Below are 17,642 nucleotides of genomic sequence, written 5' to 3'. Positions count from 1 at the left end.
TCATCGGCGGCGAGCCGAGCGGGCAGGAGGAGTGCGCATTGGGCAGGACCGGGCTGGCGGACCGGTTGGCGGCGGCGCGAGCCGTCGCGCTGGTGGGCAGGGGGCCGGAGCGGGCGGTGCTCGACCGGATGGTGTCGGGAGCGGCGGACGCCCCGGTGGTGGCCTACCTGCACGGCCCCGGCGGCATCGGCAAGTCCTCGCTGGTGCGCTACGCCGCGCGGCAGGCGGAACTCGCGGGCCGCAGCGTGGTGCACGTCGACGCTCGCTTCCTCGACGGGAACCCGCGGCATCTGGAGGAAGCCGCCGCCCTGGCCTGCGTCGAGCCCGGCACGGCTCTGCTCGTGGACTCCTTCGAGCAGGGCGGGCGACTCGAGCCGTGGCTGCGCGACACCTTCCTGCTCCGGCTCGCCGAGGGCGCGCTGGTCGTGCTCGCGGGGCGGGGCGCCCCCGACGCCGACTGGTCGCTGGACCCCGGCTGGGCGCGGCTGTTCGCCGACCTGGCACTGCGCCCCCTCGACCCCGCCGAGGCCGACGCCCTGCTCGCCGCCCGCGGTGTCGCCGCCGAGCAGCGGGCCGCCTTCGTGGCCTTCGCCGGGGGCAGCCCGCTCGCGCTCTCCCTCGCCGCGTCCGCGCCCCCGGCGACACCGGGCGCGCCGTGGGGGCCCACCGGGGACGCGCTGACGACCCTGGTGCAGCGGTTGGTGGGGGACCTGCCGAGCGCCGCGCACCGGCGCGCCCTGGAGGTCGTCGCCCAGTCCTACGTCACGCGCGAACCACTGCTGCGCGCGGTGCTGGGCGATGAGGACAGCGCGGCGGTGTTCCCCTGGCTGCGCCGGCTGCCCTACATCGAGGCCACCCCTGAAGGGCTGCAGCCGCACGACGCGGTGCGGGCGACCCTGGAGGCCGACCTGCGCTGGCGCGACCCCGAGCGCTACGACGACGTGCGCGTGCGCGTCTCGGTCGCGTGCTTGCAGGCGGTGCGCCGCGCCTCCGAGGAGGATGCGCTGCCGCGTGTCGCGGAGTGGATGTTCCTCTTCCGCGACCGCGACGGCCCGGACGCCCTGTACGACTGGCGGGCGCATCCCCACGTCGAGGACACCCCGCTGCGACCCGGCGACGTGCCCGACGTCCTGCGCATGGCCGAGGAGGCGGAGGGGCCGACGTCGGCGGTCGCGGTCGCGCACTGGGCGCGCCGCCAGCCGGGGGCCTTCCGCGTCTACCGCTACGCGGGTTCGTCCGCGCCGGTGGCGTTCATGGCGATGCTGCGGCTGGAGGCGCCGCTGCCCGAGGACCGGGCCGCGGACCCGGTGATCGCGCGGCTGTGGGAGCACGTGGGGGCGAGCGGCGCGCTGAGGCAGGGCGAACACCTGGGCATCCGCCGCTTCGCGGTGCAACCGGGTTGGCACCAGCGTCCCTCACCCCTGATGGACCTCATCAGCAGGCGCACCATCGCGGAGGAGATGAGGACCCGCGGGCGCGCGCTGACCTTCACCGTGTTCCAGGACGCCGAGCGGTGGCGCCGCTACCTCGCCGACGCCGGGCTGCACGAGATCGTCGCGGTGCATCTCGACGGGCGCGAGCAGCACGTCTTCGGTCGGGACTGGCGGCGGCAGACGGTGGAGCAGTGGGTGGAGCACCGGGCCCGCGCCGCGACCGCGCCCGTGGTCGCGTGGTCCGCGTCCGCCGCCCCCGGTGACGAGCTGCCGCGTTCGGCGTTCGAGGCGGGCGTGGTCGAGGCGCTGCGCACGTGGCGCGCTCCCCGCGAGTTCGCGACCAGCGTCCTGCTGCGCTCGCGCCTGGTGCCGCGGGGTTCGGCCGACCCGGTCGCGGACCTGCGCGGCGCCATCACGACCGCCCTCGACGCCCTGCGGGTCGATCCCGCGGGCGTCAAGGCCTACGAAGCGCTCACCACCACCTACATCTCGGCGTCCCGCACCCAAAAGGCAGCCGCCCGACGGCTCGGGGTGCCCTACGGCACCTACCGGCGCCACCTGGCGCTGGCCAGGCAACGGCTCGTCGAGCAGTTGCTGCGGCGGCAGGTCGAGGCGCCCGCGCCTTCTCCGCCGACCTCGTCGAAGACACCCGAGGACGCACCGGAGATGTAGACCTTCGCAGGAGGGCGAGGTCTCTGGTTCCGGAGAGCACGGGCAGCGGCAGTGCCCACCTGTGCCCGCGAGCGCCCGCCCCGGCCCAGCCGGGCGCGCTCGGCGCGGGCGTTCACGGACCGGGCGGTGGCGCGCGGTGCGGGCAGTGTTGAGCGCGGGTGAGCACCACAGGGCGCGGGGATCGAGCAGTGGTGTGGCGCAGGGTCGTCGGTGCTGGTCGCGCGCGGAGGTGACCGGCATCACTTGCTTCAAATTCGAAGCAAGATTACAGTAGTCCCAGTTGCTTCAAACTCGAAGCAACTTCCCCCGAGAACGAGAGCGAGCCCCGAGATGAAGGCAGTGCGCTTCCACGAGTACGGCGAGCCCGAGGTCCTGCGCTTCGAGGACGCCGAGCAGCCCGCCCCCGGTGCCGGGCAGGTCCGCATCCGCGTGGCCGCGACGTCGTTCAACCCCATCGACGCCGGTGTTCGCGCGGGCAGCAGGCGCGACGTCATGCCGGTGGCCCTGCCGCACACCCCCGGTCGCGACGTGGCGGGCGCGGTCGACGCGCTGGGCGAGGGCGTGCACGGCCTGGAAGTGGGTGACCAGGTCGTCGGCTTCCTGCCGATGATGGAGGACGGCGCTGCCGCGGAGCACATCGTGATGTCGGCCGAACTCCTGACGCCTGCGCCGAAGCGCGTCCCGCTGGCCGACGCCGCCGCGCTGCCGTTGGTGGGGCTGACCGCGTGGCAGGCGCTGTTCGACCACGGCGGGCTGGCGGCCGGGCAGCGCGTGCTGATCAACGGCGCGGGCGGCGCGGTCGGCGGCTACGCGGTGCAGCTGGCCAAGTGGGCCGGTGCGCACGTGATCGCCACGGCCAGTCCGCGCAGCGGCAAGAGCGTCCGGGACTGGGGGGCCGACGAGGTCGTCGACCACACCGCCACCGAGGTGGTCGAGGCGGTGGACGAGCCGGTCGACCTCGTGCTCAACCTCGCGCCGATCACCCCGGAGCGGCTGGCCGCGCTGGTCACCCTGATCCGTCCCGGCGGCACCCTGGTCAACACCACGGTGTGGATGCCCGCGCCGTCCGACGAGGACCGCGGCGTGCGCGGCGTCGACGTGTTCGTCCGCAGCGACGCCGAACAGCTGGCGCAGCTGGTGGAGCTGGTCGACCGCCACGAACTGCACATCGACATCGCCCGGCGGGTGCCGCTGGCGGAGTTGGCGTCGGTCCACGCCGACGCCGCCGCGGGCACGCTGCCCGGCAAGGTCGTCGTCCTGGTGCCCAGCGCCTGACGTTCACCACCCCGCCGTCCCCAGCCGCACACCCCGGTGCCGGGCCGACCGCACCCGACGGCTGGGGGCCGCGAGCCCGCCGCGCCCGCTCGAGCGGGGACGGCTTCCGGTTCGGCTAGACCGGTTCGAGCAGCGCGGAGAGCTTGGTGATCCGGTCGTGCGGGTCGAACTCGAAGTGCAGGTAGCGGTTGTTGACCCGGTACCGGTCGAAACTCGGCCCGGTCTGCTCGGGGGTGCCCAGCAGCGCGGTGACCTCGGCGCGGGTGGCGGTGGGGGACAGCCCGTCCACCAGCGCCGCCGGGCGCGGGTACCGGCCGTAGGTCTCGTCCTGCTCGTCCGGCTGGGTGCGCACCATGACCGACACCAGCACGTCGTCCTCGAACAGCAGGTCCGTGCCCGCCTGCTTGAAGGTGAAGTAGGTCGACTTCTCGCCGTCGAAGTCGAACTCCTCGACTTCCATGTCCGGGCCCACCAGGGCGATCGCGTCGAGGATGCGGCTGTCGCCCTGGCGGTGTCCCAGCACGCCCAGCAGCACGGCCATCTCACCGGTGATCGTCGCCGTCACGTTATCCCCCTCTGGCGGTTCAGGGCGCGCATCTTGTCGAGGGCGGCGTCGACGTCCTTGGCCGAGTAGCCCGCGTTGATGAGGTTCTGGCGGGTCGTAGCGTAGTCCCTCTTGGCCGCGGCGCTGAGGTCCGCCGCGTCGGCGTCGATCTGCGCCTGCGTGTTCCTGCCCCGGAAGGTGTCGCTCTTGGCGTGGACGTCCTTGGGCACCTCGATCGCGGCGCCCTGCTGGTGGATGTCCCGCGCTTCCTTCGGGGTCAGCTTGCGGCCGAGCTGCTTCTCCATGGCCTTCTTCAGCGCGGCCGAGGACGGGATGTGGTCGTGCTCCAGCTTGTCGCCGACCTTCTCGCGCTTCTTGAGGTCGTCGTAGGTCCCCACGTCGAGCGGCTTGACGTTGCCGCCGGACCCGGCGGGGCGCTTGCCGGTGCGCAGGTTCTTGACGACGGGGGTGAAGATGCCCGCGCTGGCGTTGGCGGTGCTGACCCCGCCCTTCTTCGGCTTCTTCGTCTTAGGCATTGAGCACCTGGCTGATGGCCAAGTCGACGGCCTGGTCGAGCAGCAGCGAGGTGATCTCCTTGAAGATCGGGATCTCCAGCAGCGACGCGCCGAACGTGGGCACCGCGGTGGCGATGGCCTGGGCGATCTGGACGGCGAGCATGCCCAGCTGCACGACGAAGGCGATCTTGAGCGCGACGACGACACCCGCGCACACGTAGAGGCCGGTGCCGACGAGCGAGGAGGCGGTGGCGCCGTCGTCGAGGTTCTGCTTGGGCGCCTCGCCGTCGGTCCAGAACGCCTTGAACCCCTCCACGGCCGCGCCGCTGTTGGTGCTGAGCACCTGCTGAGCCCGGCCGTCGGCTTCGGCGGCGGCGGGGGCGAGGCGGTCGGCGAAGCCGGACCACAGGCCGCCGAGGTCGAACAGCTTGCCCTCGTCGCTCTCGGGCCAGTTGAAGCCGAGGGTGTTGAGCAGACCGGACAGCTCGGGCGGCAGCATCATGCCGGAGGTCATCCCAGGCCTCCCATCAGTTGCCGGAACGAGTCGCTGTTGGCGGTTTCCGCGGTTGAGTAGTCGTCGGCCATGGCCTGGAGGGTGCGGCCGACCTCGCTCAGGCCCTCGGCGTTGTCGGTGAAGGACTCGAACGCGGCCTCGGAGACGACCTGGTAGATCGTGGCCAGCGCCGAGCCGAGGTCGTCGCCGCCGAAGGCGTCGGCGAGCGCGTCGACCTGGCCGCGGAACGCGGCGACCTCGCCTGCCAGCGCGTCGCCGGTGCTCAGGATCTGCTGGGCGGATTCGCCGATCGCCGCGGCGTTGACGTTCATCTGCTTGAACATCGCGCTGCCCTTCAGTCGATGTCGCGCATGATCGCGGTCAGGTTGGAGGTGTACGCGCGCAGGTGCTGCATGCTCTGCTCGCGGACCTGCTCGGCCCGCTCGCCGATCCTGCGCAGCGCCTCGACGTCCAGCGCCGCGCGCCCGGCGGTGGCGGCTCGCCGCTCCCAGTCGTCGAGCGCGGCGTTGACCGCTTGCAGCACCGCCCGCCCCAACTCGGCGGGGGAGAGCCGCACGGCGACGGTGGTCAGGTCGAGCGCGATGACCTCGCCGTTGGTGACGGCGGCGGAGACCTCGTTGGCTTCGTCCTGGCCCTCACCGGTGGCCGCGGGCGCCGGGTCCGCGGCCAGCGCGGCCCGCGTGGAGCCGACCACGTCGAGCGCGTCCTGGAACAGGAAGTCGACGTACTGGGGCGAGGTGTCGCCGCGGATGCCGGTCTTGTCGGCCAGCTTCGCCATCGACGCGTCCAGCGCGTCCTGGATGCGGCGCAGGGCCTGGCCGCCCTGGCGGGTGAACTCCGCCAGCTGCTCACCCAGCGCCCCGAGGTCCGGGCCGGGGTCCCCGGCGGCGGGAGTGTCGATCAGCGACTGCGCCAGCGCGGGGTTGACGGCCTCCCGCAGCAGAGCCGACACCGCGCTGGGAGGTTGTCCGAGCACGCTGGGCTTGATCTCCACCGAGAGGATCCGGCGGTCGCGCACCACGACGCGCACCGCGCCCGCACCGGCCGTGCCGACCGAGTCCTCCATCTCGGGGTCCGCCGCGGGCGGCGGCGCCACGCCACCCGCTCGGAGCTGGGCTAATCGCCTGCGCTGCTCGGTGAGTCGGGCCTCGTAGTCCCTGTCCTGCTCCACCGTGCCCCCTACGTCGAGCGCCGACTGCTCAAAGCGCAACCCTAGTGATCCTGGCCGCCGATGCCTACCGCACGAATACGGCCGCGCTCCACCCAGCGCGGCTCGACGGCCCGTCCACGTCGGCTACCGGGGAGCACGGGCCGTCATCAGCCTGCCCACCTCACGCCGAGGGGGCTTTCCGGTCCTGCCAGGGCTCGGTCGCCCGCCAGGCTTCCAGCGACGGGGACAGGCCGTCGGCCAGCAGCGCCAGCTGCGGGACCAGCGCCAGGCAGGCGACCACCTGCAGGTCGCGCAGGCGCTCCATGGCGCGCAGCACACCGGTGTCGACCGCGCGCAGGCCCAGGTCGGCCGCGGCGGCGTCGTAGGCGGAGATCGCTTCCTCGCCGGTGTGCGCGAGGTCCCACTCGACCGGGGCGACACCGACGTGCTCGTAGTCGGAGTACAGCACCGAGTCGGCGGTCTCGATCAGGTTGTAGTACGGGGCGTCGCCGTGGACCACTTGAACGGGAACACCGGGGAACATCCGCGCGAAAGCGGAGGGCGACGCGATGGCGGGTGAGAGGGCGGCCCACTCGGCGCGGGCGCGGACCAGATCGGCGGCGGGCAGCAGGTCTTCACGGCCTTCGAGGTCGTCGAAGGCGAGGTCGACGTAGCCCTGCATGCCGGGGAAGAAGCCGGTCCGGCCGGGGTAGTCGGCCAGGATCGAGTGCAGGCGGGCGACGGCGGGCATCCGCTTGACCGCGTCGTAGTCGTTGGGGAGCACGCCCTCGACCTTCTCCCAGAAGGTCATCGTGAACCCGTCGCGCTCGACGGGCTCCGCCGGGACGAGCCCGCTGGGCACCACGGTCGGCGCGCCGCGCGAGGCCATCCACCTCGACACGTCCAACTCCGTGCGCTGGAAACCCGCCGAAGTGGTGCCGCGCGGGACCACCACCGGTATGCGCGCGACGACCGGCGACGGCGCGAGGTCCACCACCACCGAGAAGACGTCGTACAGGACCGTCGCCTCGGAGGCGTCCAGCCCCAGCGCTGTCGCGGCGGCGACGGCGGCGTCGCGGGCGCGTTGCGAGCGGGCGGTGCGTTCTTCCTCGGTGATCACGCCCGCCACCCTAGGACCTCGCCCGATGCGGCAGATCGTTGACTGCGCGCTGCCGCATTGGCAGCATGCGATTCCGCGCCGCCCGACGAAATTCATGAATGTGAAATTTCATGAATGTGAATCAGCCGGAAAGGTGTCTGTCGACGATGACGCTCACCCGCCGCCAGTTCGGCCGTCTCGCCGTCGTGCCCGCGGTCGCCACCGCCGCGGCCACGACGACCGCCACGACCGCCATGGCCGCCACCGCACCGACCCGCGCCGAAGTGCTCGCTGCGATGCGCAGGGCCGCGGCCTTCCTCGACGAGCACGTCTCCTACCGCGGCGCCTACGTCTGGAACTACCTGCCCGACCTGTCCCGCTCCTGGGGCGAGATGGAGGCCAACCGCACGATGTGCTGGGTCCAGCCGCCCGGCACGCCCTCGGTCGGGCACGCCATGCTCGACGCCTACCACGCCACCGGGGACGAGGTGTTCCTGCGCGCGGCCGAGCGGACCGGCCTGGCGCTGGTCGCCGCGCAGCTGCCGGTGGGCGGGTGGAACTACGTCCACGACTTCGCGGGCACCGCGTCGCTGCGCCGCTGGTACCGGACCGTCGGGGCCAACGGCTGGCGGCTGGAGGAGTTCCAGCACCACTACGGCAACGCCACGTTCGACGACGCGGGCACCGCCTCGGCCGCGCAGCTGGTCCTGCGGCTGTACCTGGAGCGCCGCGATCCCCGGTTCCGGGCGTCACTGGAGCGCGCGATCCGGTTCGTGCTCAAGGCGCAGTTCCGCGGCGGCGTGGCCGACGGCGGCTGGCCGCAGCGGTTCCCCCGGTTCAGCGGCTCGGTGGCGCAGACGCCGTGGCCCGACCAGCGCCCGTCATGGCTGCCCGACGACGTGGCGCACGGCATGGAGGACGGCGAGTACACCCAGCACGTCACCTTCAACGACGACGTGCTGGGCGAGAACGTCAAATTCCTGCTGATGTGCATGTCCACCCTGGACCGCGACGAGCTGGCCGGGCCGGTGCGGCGCGCGATGAGCTGCCTGCGACGGCTCCAGCAGCCCGCGCCGCAGGCGGGCTGGGGCCTGCAGCACCTGTCCGCCGCGGCGGGCGGCCGACCGGCGGGCGCACCCGCGGGAGCCCGCTCCTACGAGCCGAGGGCGTTGGCCACGCACACCACGCAGACCAACGTCCGCCAGCTGTTCCACTACTTCCGGCTCACCGGCGACCGCGCGTTCCTGACCCGCGTGCCAGAAGCGATCGCCTGGCTGGACAGCTGCCCGCTCACCGACCAGCAGGTCGCCGAGAACCCCCTGCTGGCCGGGCGGACGCACCCCACGTTCGTCGAGCTGGGGACCAACCGCGCGAGGTTCGTGCACCGGTTCGGCTCCAACGTGCGCAACGGCGCCTACTACTTCGACCACGACCACCGCCGGACGCTGAGCCACTACTCGGCGGGCCGTGCCGTGGACACCGCGTCGCTGCGCGCCACCTATGACGAGCTGATGTCGTTGAGCGACGAGCAGGTCGCCGACCTGCGCGCCCGCTCACCGCTCAGCGGCGGGGCGATCCCGCTGCCGAGGTTCTTCTCGCTGCGCGACCTGGAGCTGACCGACCTGTTCCGCGACGCGCCACTGCCGCTGCCCGCCGTGACCGACGCCGAAGCCGGGGGACTGGTGGCCGACCTGGGGGACAAGGACCACTGGCTCACCCCGGTCGACGCGGTGACCAACCCGTACCGGGGAGCGCCCCCGGCCACCCCGTACGACGGGCAGGCGTACATGAGCAAGCACGTGGGCGACCTGCACGACACCTCGCCCTACGACCCGCGCACGCCCCCGGAGGAGCCGCCGTACCAGCCGCAGGAGCGGCCGCTGGTCATCAGCACCAGCGCGTTCGTGGCGAACATGAGCAAGCTCGTGGCGTGGACCGCGCGGTGATCGTCACCCGGCGGGGCTGAGCCGGTCTCAGTACAGTGCGGCCATGGCGCAGTGGACGCGGCACGCGGTGTGGTGGCAGGTCTACCCGCTCGGGTTCGTCGGCGCGCCCGCCGAGGGCGATCCGCTGTCCACAGTGGTCGAGCACCGCCTGCGCCGCATCGAGCGCTGGCTGGACTACGCGGTCGAGCTGGGCGCCTCGGGGCTGGCGCTGGGGCCGGTCTTCGCCTCGCACACCCACGGCTACGACACGGTCGACCACTTCCGGATCGACCCGAGGCTGGGCGACGACGACGATTTCGACGCGCTGGTCGACGCCGCCCGCCGCCGCGGCCTGCGGGTGCTGCTGGACGGGGTGTTCAACCACGTCGGGCGCGGTTTCCCCGCGTTCGCCGAAGTGCTGGCCAAGGGGCGGGCCGCGTCAACGGCGTCGTGGTTCCACCTGTCCTGGGGCGACGGGCCCGAACCCGACTACGCCACCTTCGAGGGCCACCGCGGGCTGGTGGCGCTCAACCACGACGAGCCCGCGGTCGCCGACCACGTCGCCGCGGTCATGGCGCACTGGTTGGACCGCGGGGCCGACGGGTGGCGGCTGGACGCCGCCTACGCGGTGCCGCCGCGGTTCTGGGCGCGCGTGCTGCCGCGGGTGCGGTCCGCGCACCCGGACGCCTACGTCGTGGGCGAGGTCATCCACGGCGACTACACCGCGATCGTCGCCGAGTCCGGGATGGACTCGGTCACCCAGTACGAGTTGTGGAAGGCGATCTGGAGCTCGCTCAACGACGTCAACCTCCACGAGTTGGCGTGGGCGCTGGAGCGGCACAACGGCTTCCTGGACTCGTTCGCCCCGCTGACCTTCGTCGGCAACCACGACGTGACCCGCCTGGCCAGCAGGCTGCACGACGTGCGGCACCTGCCGCACGCCCTGGCCGTGCTGATGACCGTCGGCGGCACGCCGTCGGTCTACGCGGGTGACGAGCAGGCCTTTCGCGGGGTGAAGGAGGACCGCGTCGGCGGCGACGACGCGGTCCGCCCGCCGTTCCCGGACGACCCCGGTGGCCTCGCCCCGCACGGGTGGGACACCTACCGGCTGCACCAGCGGCTGATCGGGCTGCGCAGGCGGCACCCCTGGCTGCACCGGGCGCGCACCGGGGTGCTGCACCTGACCAACGCGCACCTGGCCTTCGAGGCCGCAGGCGAAGGGCGGCTGGTCGTGGCGCTCAACCTCGACGACCAGCCCGCCACCCTGCCCGTCGCAGGCGTGACCACCTTGGAAGCGGGCGCTCCCGAAGTGGGCACCGCCGACCTCCGGCGCGGCGTCCACCTGCCCCCGCACGGCTGGGCCGTGCTGTCCTGACCCGCGAGTCGAACGCACGGCACCTTCGAGTTCGACGCTCAGGCGTCCAACGCGCGCGCCAGGTCCTCCCACAGGTCCTCGACGTCCTCGATGCCCACCGACAGCCGGATCGTGCCGCCGGTGATGCCCGCGGCGTTCAGCTCCGCCTCGTCCAACTGCCGGTGCGACGTGCTGGCCGGGTGGAGCACCAGCGTCTCCGGCCCGCCCAACGAGGGCGCCAGCACCACCAGGCCCAACCCCGCCACGAACTTCCGCCCCGCCTCGGCGTCCGCCAGGTCGAAGGAGAACGCGCTGCCGTACCCGTCGAGCACGCGCGAGGCCACCGCGTGGCTGGGGTGGGTGGCCAGGCCCGGCCAGTGCACCGCCCGCACCGCCGGGTGCTCGGCCAACCGGCGGGCCAGGACCGCGGCGTTCTCCTCGTGCCTGCGCACCCGCAGCGCCAACGTGCGCATACCCCGGATGGTCAGCCACGCGGCGAACGGGTCCGGCGTGACGCCCAGCTCCACGGAGTGGCCCCACGTCGAGCGGTGGAGGCGCTCGTCGGCGAAGACCGCCACACCGCCGGTGACGTCGCTGTGCCCGCCCAGGTACTTCGTGGCGGAGTGGACCACCACGTCCGCGCCGTGCTCGATCGGACGGCACAGCAGCGGTGTGGCGAAGGTGTTGTCCACGACCACGAGCACGTCCCCGACCGCCTCGGCCAGCGCGGGCAGGTCGCTCACGTGCCCGCTCGGGTTGGCGATGCTCTCCAGGTAGAGCACCCTGGTCTCCGGCCGCGCCGCCGCGCGCACCTCGTCCGGGTCGTGGCCGCCGACCCAGCTCACCGCGATGCCCCACCGCGCCAGGCCGCGCAGCAGGGCGTGCGTGCCGCCGTAGAGCGAGCGCTGGGCGATCACGTGGTCGCCCGCGCTGAGGTTGGCCAGCAGCACGGCGTTGATCGCGCCCATCCCGGACGAGGTGGCCAGCGCCGCCGCACCGCCCTCCAGCGCCGCGACGGCGTCCTCCAGCACCCGGACCGTCGGGTTGCCGAACCGGGTGTAGACGAACGCCCCGTCCGGCCGGGTCATGCCGTCGGCCAGCACGTCGAGGTCGTCGAAGGCGAAGTTGGAGGTCTGGTAGAGCGGCACGGCGAGTGGCCTGCTGCCGGTCTGCGCGGGGATCTCGGTGCGCACAACGCGGGTGTCGGGTCGCATGGGCCGATCATCGGCGCGGCGGCGCTGTGCCGGCAGTGCCAATGCGGCTAAATTGGTCTGCCCATGAGGCCAATCGGCGTGGACGACCTGGCGGGGCGGCTCGGGCGGTGGTCGGCGGGCCGGGGCTCGCTGTACCTGCTGCTGGCCGCGCGCCTGCGCGAGCTGGTCGACGAGGGGCTGCTGCCCGCCGGGACGCTGCTGCCGCCGGACCGGGCGCTGGCCGCCGCTCTCGCGGTCGGCCGGACCACCGTGGTCGCTGCCTACGACGTGCTGCGGCAGGAGGGGCGGCTGACCCGGCGGCGGGGCAGCGGGACGTGGGTCTCGGCGGGCGGCGCGGCGGCGGCGCGGGCCGAGACCGCCAACCCGATGTTCGTCAACCTCCTGGAACCGGAGGACGGCGTGCTCCAGTTCGCCTGCGCCGGACCGGCGTCGCCGCCGCCGCGACTGGTCGCGGCCTACCAGCGGGCGATGGCCCGGCTGCCTGCCGACGACCTGGGCTACCACCCGCTGGGCCACCCGCGACTGCGGGCCGCGCTGGCCGCCCGGTACCGCGCGCTGGGCGTGCCCACCACCCCGGACCAGGTCCTGGTGACCACGGGCGGGCAGCAGGCGCTGGCGCTGGTGGTCCGCGCGCTGCTGCGACCCGGCGACGAGGTGCTGGTGGAGGCACCCACCTACCCCGGCGTGCTGGACCTGTTGCGGGAGGCCGCCGCGGTGGTCAGGGCCGAGCGGGACCTGACGGCGGCGCCTGTCGGGCGACCGGCGCTGGTGTACGCCATGCCGTCGTTCCGCAACCCCACCGGCACCTCGATGAGCGCGCTGGAGCGGCAGCGCCTGGTGCGGGTGGCGGGCGGGGTGCCGCTGCTGTTCGACGAGGTGCTGTCCGACCTGGACTTCGACGCCGGGCCGCCGCGCCCGCCGGAGGCGGCGGCCATCACCGTGGCGTCGCTGAGCAAGGTGGTGTGGGGCGGCCTGCGGGTGGGCTGGGTCCGCGCCGACGCCGCGCTGATCGCGCGCCTGGCCCGGTTCAAGGCCGTGCACGACCTGGGCGGGGCGGTGCTGGACCAGCTCGCCGCCGCGGAGCTGGTGGCCGATTACGCCGACGTGCGCGCGGAGCGCGTGGCGGCGTTGCGCGCGCAGCACGACCACCTGTGCGCCCGACTGCGGCGCGACCTGCCCGAGTGGGAGTTCGCGCCCGCGGCGGGCGGCCAGACCCTGTGGGTGCGGTTGCCCGGCGTGGACGCGGCTTCCTACGCGCAGGTGGCGTTGCGGCACGGGGTGGCCGTGCTGCCCGGCGGCTCGCTCGACCCCACTGGCGGCAGCGGTGATCGGCTGCGGCTGCCCTTCAGCGCGGCGGTCGAGGTCGTCGACGCCGCGGTGGACCGGATGGTGGCGGCTTGGCGGCGGTTCTCGGCGGGCACCACCGCCTCGCCGGTGGTGCCGTCGCTGGTGGTCTGAGGGCGTTCCCGCCGTCGCCGACCGGCGGCGTCCGGTCGGCGCTTGGGCTCAGGTTCCCTGATGCCGCGCGTTCCCGTGGTGGGGCGGGTGGTTCAGTCCCGTCCTCCCACCGCGATCCGCCGGGTCACCGCGATCGCGGCGAGCGAGGAGATCCCGTGCTGCAGCACGCCGCGGAACTCCGCCTGCCGCTGCGGGCTCAACCCGATCAGCATCCGGTTCTCCAGTTCCCGCACCGCGGGCACGCACTCGGTCATCAGCGCGTGCCCGGTCTCGGTGAGGCTGGCCAGCAGGATGCGCCGGTTGCCCGGCGCGGGCGTGCGCGTGATCAGGCCGCGCTTCTCCAGCGTCAGGACCATCTCGTGCATGGTCTGCGGGCGCAGGAAGGAGCGCCGCGCGAGCTGGGCGGAGGACAGCGCGCCCCGGCTGCGCAGGACGCTGAGGGCGGTGTACTGCAGGGTGGTCAGCCCCAGCGGTCGCAGGGCGTCGTCCAACAGCGCCCGGATGACCATCTCCAGCCGCTTGACCAGGTACAGCGTCAGCGGCGCGCCAGGGTACCCCGGATCGGCCCGTGGCGGCTCTGCCTCGGTGCTCACGCTGGCCATCATCACTCAGCGGAGCGGAACTCGGAAGGTCTCCGCGATCGCGGCATCCACCGAACGAGACGCCGAACCGGACGCGGACGGCTCGACGAACAGCTCCCGCAGCAGGAGCCGGGACAGGTGCGCGGGGTCCACGCCGGACTGCCTGCCGGTCAGCGCCTGCGCCAGACCGGTCAGCCGCAGCCCGGCGCGCACCACCGCGGCGGGCAGCGCGCGGACCGGGCGGCGGTTGCCGGTCGCGGCGGCCACGCGGTCGAGCAGCTCGCGCCAGGTGAGGTTCTCGTCGCAAACCGGGATGTCCTCCCCGGACGCCTCCTCCAGGGCCCGCACCGCCACCTCGGCGACGCTGCGCGCGGTGGTGGCGGCGCTGCCGCCCTCGGGCGCGAGCAGCGGCGAGCGCGAGCGCGCCCAGCGGTCCAGCGGGGCGGCCCAGTTCGGTAGCCGGTCGCCCGCGCGGCCGAACACGAACGGCAGCTCCAGCACCGCGACCGGCAGCCTGGGCCCGGCCGCCTCCCGGCCCGCGCGGGCCTGCTCGACGCGGCTGCGGATGTAGGGGTGCAGGTCGGCCAGCCGCCACTCGGGGTGCTCGCGGTGGAAGTGCGTGTAGTACGACCCCAGCACCACCGCGCGGGTCAGCCCCTCCTCGCGGGCCGCGGTCAGCAGCCGCGCCACCGGTGCCACGTTGCCCCGGTGGAACACCGGGTAGCACGGCTTGCGCGGCACCTCCCGGTCGTCAACGCCCGCCGCGAACACGACGCCGTCGTGGCCCTCCAGCAGCGCGCGCAGCCCGGTCACCGAGGCGGTGGTGGCGTCGAGGGCGTGGTCCACGCCCTCGCGGGCGGTGCGCGCCACCGCCGTCACGTCGTGCTCGCGCTGTCGCAGCCGCTCGACCACGTGCTGCCCGACCAACCCGCTCGCGCCGATCACCAGAACCCTCATGCCGTGATCATCCCGCCCCGCCCCACCCCACCGGCAAGTACTACCCGCCCCACCCACGCGGGCCGGTAGCTACTACCCGGCTCCGGGCCGGGTAGTGGTTACGCGCGCTGTGGGACGACACGGGTAGTACTTGCAGGCGTAGGATCGCGGTCCCGCGCCGCTGGGGGTGGCGGTGCCGAGCCAGGGGGAGCGCCGTGCTCGACGCCTTCGCCGACCTGTCCACGCCGCTGGTGGCCGACGCGTGCCTGCGCCGCGGGATCGCTCCGCGCCTCGCGCCCGCCGGGGTGACCGCGCTGGTCCCCGGCCAGCGGCTGGCGGGCCGTGTGCTCCCGGCCCGCCACCACGGCAGCGTGGACGTGTTCCTGGCGGCCATCGGCTCGGGCGCGCCCGGCGACGTCCTGGTGGTGGACAACGGGGGCCGCACCGACGAGGCCTGCGTCGGCGACCTGGTGGTGCTGGAGGCCGCCGGGGTGGGCCTGGCCGGTCTGCTGGTCTGGGGGCTGCACCGCGACACCCCGGAGCTGGTCGGCATCGGCCTGCCGGTGTTCAGCTACGGCCGCTACCCCTGCGGCCCGGTGCGCGAGCCCCGCTGGGAACCCGACGCCCTGGCCGACGCCCGCGTCGGATCGCACGTGGTGAACTCCGAGGACGTGGTCTTCGCCGATGACGACGGCGCGCTGTTCGTCGCGGGCGAGCACGTCGAGGCGGTGCTGGCCACGGCGGGGGAGATCCACCGCGTCGAGCGCGACCAGGCCGACCGGATTCGCGCGGGTGAGGCGCTGCGCGCGCAGACCGCTTTCGACGACTACCTGGCACGCCGCGCCGCTGACCCGTCCTACTCCTTCCGCGCGCACCTGCGGCGGATCAGCGGTGCGGTCGAGGAGTAGCGATCGCGGAGGTCGGGCGGAGGTCGCGGACGGCTCTGCGCCCGCGGCGCACGCGCGAGGACTTGTGCGAGCAGAACGCGATCAGCAGGCCCGCGAGCACCGGCAGGATCCAGGCGCCGCCGACCACCGACACGCACAGCAGCGTGATCCACAGCAGCAGTCTCATGGGATGAGAATAGGGAGACGTCGGTCACATCGCCGCTGATTTAAGCAAGGCTTGACATCCGGGGCCACTCTCGAAAAAACATTCGCTTCCGCCTTCGCCTGCCCGATCGTGGATCTCGCCCCCATTGGGGTGAGCCGCACGTGAAGCCTTGGTGAACGCATCGCGATCACGGGTCCGGCGAGCGGACGGACCGATCGACAATCGGCCGTGCGATTCCTCCGATCGGCGTTGGAATTCCTCGGTGGACCCGGTCCGGTCGCTTTGGCGATCGCCCTGCTGTTCGCCGCCCCGGTCATCGACCGGCTGTTCGTGCGGCGCAAGCGCATCAGCTACCGCGTGCTCTACAACTCCAAGATCGGTCTGGGCCCCGAGCAGCTGCACGACGGCGCGGACGGGGCCCCGACCGACGCGCCCCGGCTGCGCGAGCTGGTCGACCTGCTGGACCGGATGAGCATCGTGGTCCTGCGCGTGCGCAACAGCGGCAACTACGACATCGAGCCCGACGACTTCGAGAAGCCGCTGTCGGTGACCTTCGGCGAACGGGTGGTGTGGAACGCCAGGGTCTCCGAAGCCGCCTCCGACGAGCTGCGCGGACAGGTCCGGCGCAACCTGCGCTTCCTGCGCTCCGAGGCGGCTCCCGCCGATCGGGACACGCTGCGGACCGTGCGCGAGCGGCTGGGGCAGCGGCTGGTCAGGTGGTGGTACCCGGCCGCGGACACCGCCGCGGCGGACACCGCCGAGCCGCTGTGGCACGGCGTGCGGCTGGAGCCGTTCACCCTGCCCCGCAAGCAGAAGTTCAAGCTCGTGGTCGTGCTGCGCCAGCCCGGTGACGGCGGCGAGATCGACAAGGAGGTCAAGATCAGCGGACGGCTGGGCGGCGCGGGCGTGCTGCACGACGAGAAGCGGCAGCGCACCTTCACCCTGCGCAGGCTCACCGGTGGCCTGGGCGTGGTGCTGGCCGCCGTGCTGCTGGTCACGCTGTGGTTCGCGCCGCCCGCCGCCGACCCGTCGGTGGCCTGCGCGGGCGGCGCGCTGCGGGTCGAGGGGTCGAGCGTGTTCATGCCCGCGCTGAAGTCCGTGGCCGACGAGTACACCAGGATCTGCCCCGGCGCGACCATCACCACCCAACCGACCGGCAGCATCGAGGGCGCACGCGCGGTCGCCGCCGTGGACCCCGCCAAGGACCCCGCCGGGGCGGGCGGGCTGATGGCGCTGTCCGACGGCAAGCAGGACGGGGTGGACCTGCCCGCGCAGCAGGTCGCCGTGGTCGTCTACCACGTGGTGGTGCACAGCTCGGTCGGGCTGGACACGCTGACCACCGCCCAGTTGCGCGACATCTACGCGGGCGTCTACACGGACTGGAGCCAGCTGCGCGGCGGGGCCGCGCTGCCCATCCGGATCGTCGGCCGGGGCGGCGAGTCCGGGACCAGGGAGCTGTTCGAGCGCAGGGTGCTGCTGGCGGGGGAGAGCGGGCTGTCCTCCGACGACTGCCGCACCAAGGACCGCGACCCGGCCGCCCCGGTGATCCGCTGCGAGCGCTCCCGCAACGCCGACGTGGTGCGGGAGATCGCCTCGGTCGAGGGCGCCATCGGCTACGCCGACGCCGCGTCGGTGGCCGAGACCCGCAAGACCGGCGCGCTGAGCGCGATCAGCCTGGACGGCCGGGTGTTCGACGCGGCGGCGGGTGTAGAGGCGGGCTATCCCTTCTGGACGGTCGAGTACCTCTACACCCGCACCGAGCCGAAGCCCGGATCGCTGCAGGAGGCCTTCCTGCGCTACTTGCGCACGCACGACACCGCGCGGGTGCGGGTCAAGGACGCCGGGTACCTGCCGTGCGCCACGGCCGAGGGGACGCCGCTGGAGTTGTGCAACCTGCGGTGAGCGGGGGCCGCGCCCGG

Annotated in this window: 17 protein-coding genes; 7 read left to right on the top strand and 10 right to left on the bottom strand. The window is 73.5% G+C overall.

Annotation, left to right across the window (positions count from 1 at the left end; genetic code table 11):
- Positions 1-38: 38 nt before the first annotated feature.
- On the top strand, positions 39-2,105 hold the full coding sequence (locus JOF41_RS13775; RefSeq protein WP_209619304.1) for an ATP-binding protein: 2,067 nt from the start codon (positions 39-41) through the stop codon (positions 2,103-2,105).
- 330 nt (positions 2,106-2,435) lie between these two features.
- Positions 2,436-3,380 carry an NADP-dependent oxidoreductase gene (locus tag JOF41_RS13770; protein WP_209619302.1) on the top strand — a complete coding sequence of 315 codons (945 nt, stop codon included), beginning with the start codon at positions 2,436-2,438 and terminating at the stop codon, positions 3,378-3,380.
- Between the two features lie 115 nt (positions 3,381-3,495).
- Here JOF41_RS13770 and JOF41_RS13765 read toward each other — a convergent pair whose 3' ends face one another.
- The 6 genes from JOF41_RS13765 to JOF41_RS13740 all read right to left on the bottom strand — a co-directional run bounded on the left by JOF41_RS13765 (position 3,496) and on the right by JOF41_RS13740 (position 7,223).
- Complete coding sequence (locus JOF41_RS13765; protein WP_189223390.1) at positions 3,496-3,945, bottom strand: DUF6392 family protein; 450 nt, start codon at positions 3,943-3,945, stop codon at positions 3,496-3,498.
- Positions 3,942-4,460: a hypothetical protein gene (locus JOF41_RS13760; RefSeq protein WP_189223391.1), complete on the bottom strand. Its 519-nt coding sequence runs from the start codon at positions 4,458-4,460 to the stop codon at positions 3,942-3,944. Before JOF41_RS13760 ends, JOF41_RS13765 begins: the two co-directional genes overlap by 4 nt.
- Positions 4,453-4,953 (bottom strand): WXG100-like domain-containing protein, encoded by a 501-nt coding sequence (locus JOF41_RS13755; protein WP_189223392.1) that lies wholly within the window; start codon positions 4,951-4,953, stop codon positions 4,453-4,455. The genes JOF41_RS13760 and JOF41_RS13755 overlap by 8 nt, the downstream gene beginning before the upstream one ends.
- A complete protein-coding gene (locus JOF41_RS13750; RefSeq protein ID WP_189223393.1) occupies positions 4,950-5,276 on the bottom strand; it encodes a WXG100 family type VII secretion target in 327 nt (108 codons plus the stop codon). Before JOF41_RS13750 ends, JOF41_RS13755 begins: the two co-directional genes overlap by 4 nt.
- A gap of 11 nt (positions 5,277-5,287) precedes the next feature.
- Complete coding sequence (locus tag JOF41_RS13745; RefSeq protein ID WP_189223394.1) at positions 5,288-6,124, bottom strand: hypothetical protein; 837 nt, start codon at positions 6,122-6,124, stop codon at positions 5,288-5,290.
- Positions 6,125-6,284: 160 nt separating this feature from the next.
- The gene (locus JOF41_RS13740; protein WP_209619299.1) at positions 6,285-7,223 is read right to left on the bottom strand and encodes an aminoglycoside phosphotransferase family protein; all 939 of its coding nucleotides are present in this window, start codon (positions 7,221-7,223) and stop codon (positions 6,285-6,287) included.
- Between the two features lie 146 nt (positions 7,224-7,369).
- On the opposite strand from JOF41_RS13740, the gene JOF41_RS13735 reads away from it, so the two are divergent.
- Positions 7,370-9,148, top strand: coding sequence for a pectate lyase (locus JOF41_RS13735; protein ID WP_209619296.1), 1,779 nt, complete (start codon positions 7,370-7,372; stop codon positions 9,146-9,148).
- Positions 9,149-9,191: 43 nt separating this feature from the next.
- Positions 9,192-10,502 (top strand): alpha-amylase family glycosyl hydrolase, encoded by a 1,311-nt coding sequence (locus JOF41_RS13730; protein WP_209619292.1) that lies wholly within the window; start codon positions 9,192-9,194, stop codon positions 10,500-10,502.
- 38 nt (positions 10,503-10,540) lie between these two features.
- On the opposite strand, the gene JOF41_RS13725 is transcribed toward JOF41_RS13730, so the two are convergent.
- Positions 10,541-11,695, bottom strand: coding sequence for a trans-sulfuration enzyme family protein (locus JOF41_RS13725; RefSeq protein ID WP_209619289.1), 1,155 nt, complete (start codon positions 11,693-11,695; stop codon positions 10,541-10,543).
- A gap of 63 nt (positions 11,696-11,758) precedes the next feature.
- On the opposite strand from JOF41_RS13725, the gene JOF41_RS13720 reads away from it, so the two are divergent.
- Positions 11,759-13,153 (top strand): aminotransferase-like domain-containing protein, encoded by a 1,395-nt coding sequence (locus JOF41_RS13720; protein WP_209619286.1) that lies wholly within the window; start codon positions 11,759-11,761, stop codon positions 13,151-13,153.
- A 92-nt stretch (positions 13,154-13,245) separates the two neighbouring features.
- Here the strand turns inward: JOF41_RS13720 and JOF41_RS13715 are convergent, their stop codons facing one another.
- A complete protein-coding gene (locus tag JOF41_RS13715; protein ID WP_209619283.1) occupies positions 13,246-13,758 on the bottom strand; it encodes a MarR family winged helix-turn-helix transcriptional regulator in 513 nt (170 codons plus the stop codon).
- A 3-nt stretch (positions 13,759-13,761) separates the two neighbouring features.
- Positions 13,762-14,691 (bottom strand): NAD(P)H-binding protein, encoded by a 930-nt coding sequence (locus tag JOF41_RS13710; RefSeq protein WP_209619280.1) that lies wholly within the window; start codon positions 14,689-14,691, stop codon positions 13,762-13,764.
- Between the two features lie 194 nt (positions 14,692-14,885).
- On the opposite strand from JOF41_RS13710, the gene JOF41_RS13705 reads away from it, so the two are divergent.
- Entirely contained in the window at positions 14,886-15,578 is a 693-nt protein-coding gene (locus JOF41_RS13705; RefSeq protein WP_209619277.1) for an RraA family protein, read from the top strand.
- Here JOF41_RS13705 and JOF41_RS13700 read toward each other — a convergent pair.
- The gene (locus JOF41_RS13700) at positions 15,556-15,744 is read right to left on the bottom strand and encodes a hypothetical protein (RefSeq protein WP_189223402.1); all 189 of its coding nucleotides are present in this window, start codon (positions 15,742-15,744) and stop codon (positions 15,556-15,558) included. The two genes, JOF41_RS13705 and JOF41_RS13700, sit on opposite strands and share 23 nt — an antisense overlap.
- A gap of 261 nt (positions 15,745-16,005) precedes the next feature.
- On the opposite strand from JOF41_RS13700, the gene JOF41_RS13695 reads away from it, so the two are divergent.
- Complete coding sequence (locus JOF41_RS13695) at positions 16,006-17,625, top strand: PstS family phosphate ABC transporter substrate-binding protein (protein WP_244989588.1); 1,620 nt, start codon at positions 16,006-16,008, stop codon at positions 17,623-17,625.
- The last annotated feature ends 17 nt before the right edge of the window (positions 17,626-17,642 follow it).

The sequence above is a fragment of the Saccharothrix coeruleofusca genome (genome assembly GCF_017876325.1).
GTDB classification, from domain to species: Bacteria; Actinomycetota; Actinomycetes; order Mycobacteriales; family Pseudonocardiaceae; genus Actinosynnema; species Actinosynnema coeruleofuscum.
This window is presented reverse-complemented; position numbering and strand designations above follow the sequence as displayed.

Excerpts from the sequence above, each read along its gene's own strand:
- JOF41_RS13735 (WP_209619296.1), top strand. The coding sequence starts at position 7,370 with ATGACGCTCACCCGCCGCCAGTTCGGCCGTCTCGCCGTCGTGCCCGCG.
- JOF41_RS13750 (WP_189223393.1), bottom strand. The coding sequence starts at position 5,276 with ATGTTCAAGCAGATGAACGTCAACGCCGCGGCGATCGGCGAATCCGCC.
- JOF41_RS13720 (WP_209619286.1), top strand. The coding sequence starts at position 11,759 with ATGAGGCCAATCGGCGTGGACGACCTGGCGGGGCGGCTCGGGCGGTGG.
- JOF41_RS13760 (WP_189223391.1), bottom strand. The coding sequence starts at position 4,460 with ATGCCTAAGACGAAGAAGCCGAAGAAGGGCGGGGTCAGCACCGCCAAC.
- JOF41_RS13770 (WP_209619302.1), top strand. The coding sequence starts at position 2,436 with ATGAAGGCAGTGCGCTTCCACGAGTACGGCGAGCCCGAGGTCCTGCGC.
- JOF41_RS13700 (WP_189223402.1), bottom strand. The coding sequence starts at position 15,744 with ATGAGACTGCTGCTGTGGATCACGCTGCTGTGCGTGTCGGTGGTCGGC.
- JOF41_RS13755 (WP_189223392.1), bottom strand. The coding sequence starts at position 4,953 with ATGACCTCCGGCATGATGCTGCCGCCCGAGCTGTCCGGTCTGCTCAAC.
- JOF41_RS13715 (WP_209619283.1), bottom strand. The coding sequence starts at position 13,758 with ATGATGGCCAGCGTGAGCACCGAGGCAGAGCCGCCACGGGCCGATCCG.
- JOF41_RS13725 (WP_209619289.1), bottom strand. The coding sequence starts at position 11,695 with ATGCGACCCGACACCCGCGTTGTGCGCACCGAGATCCCCGCGCAGACC.
- JOF41_RS13730 (WP_209619292.1), top strand. The coding sequence starts at position 9,192 with ATGGCGCAGTGGACGCGGCACGCGGTGTGGTGGCAGGTCTACCCGCTC.
- JOF41_RS13710 (WP_209619280.1), bottom strand. The coding sequence starts at position 14,691 with ATGAGGGTTCTGGTGATCGGCGCGAGCGGGTTGGTCGGGCAGCACGTG.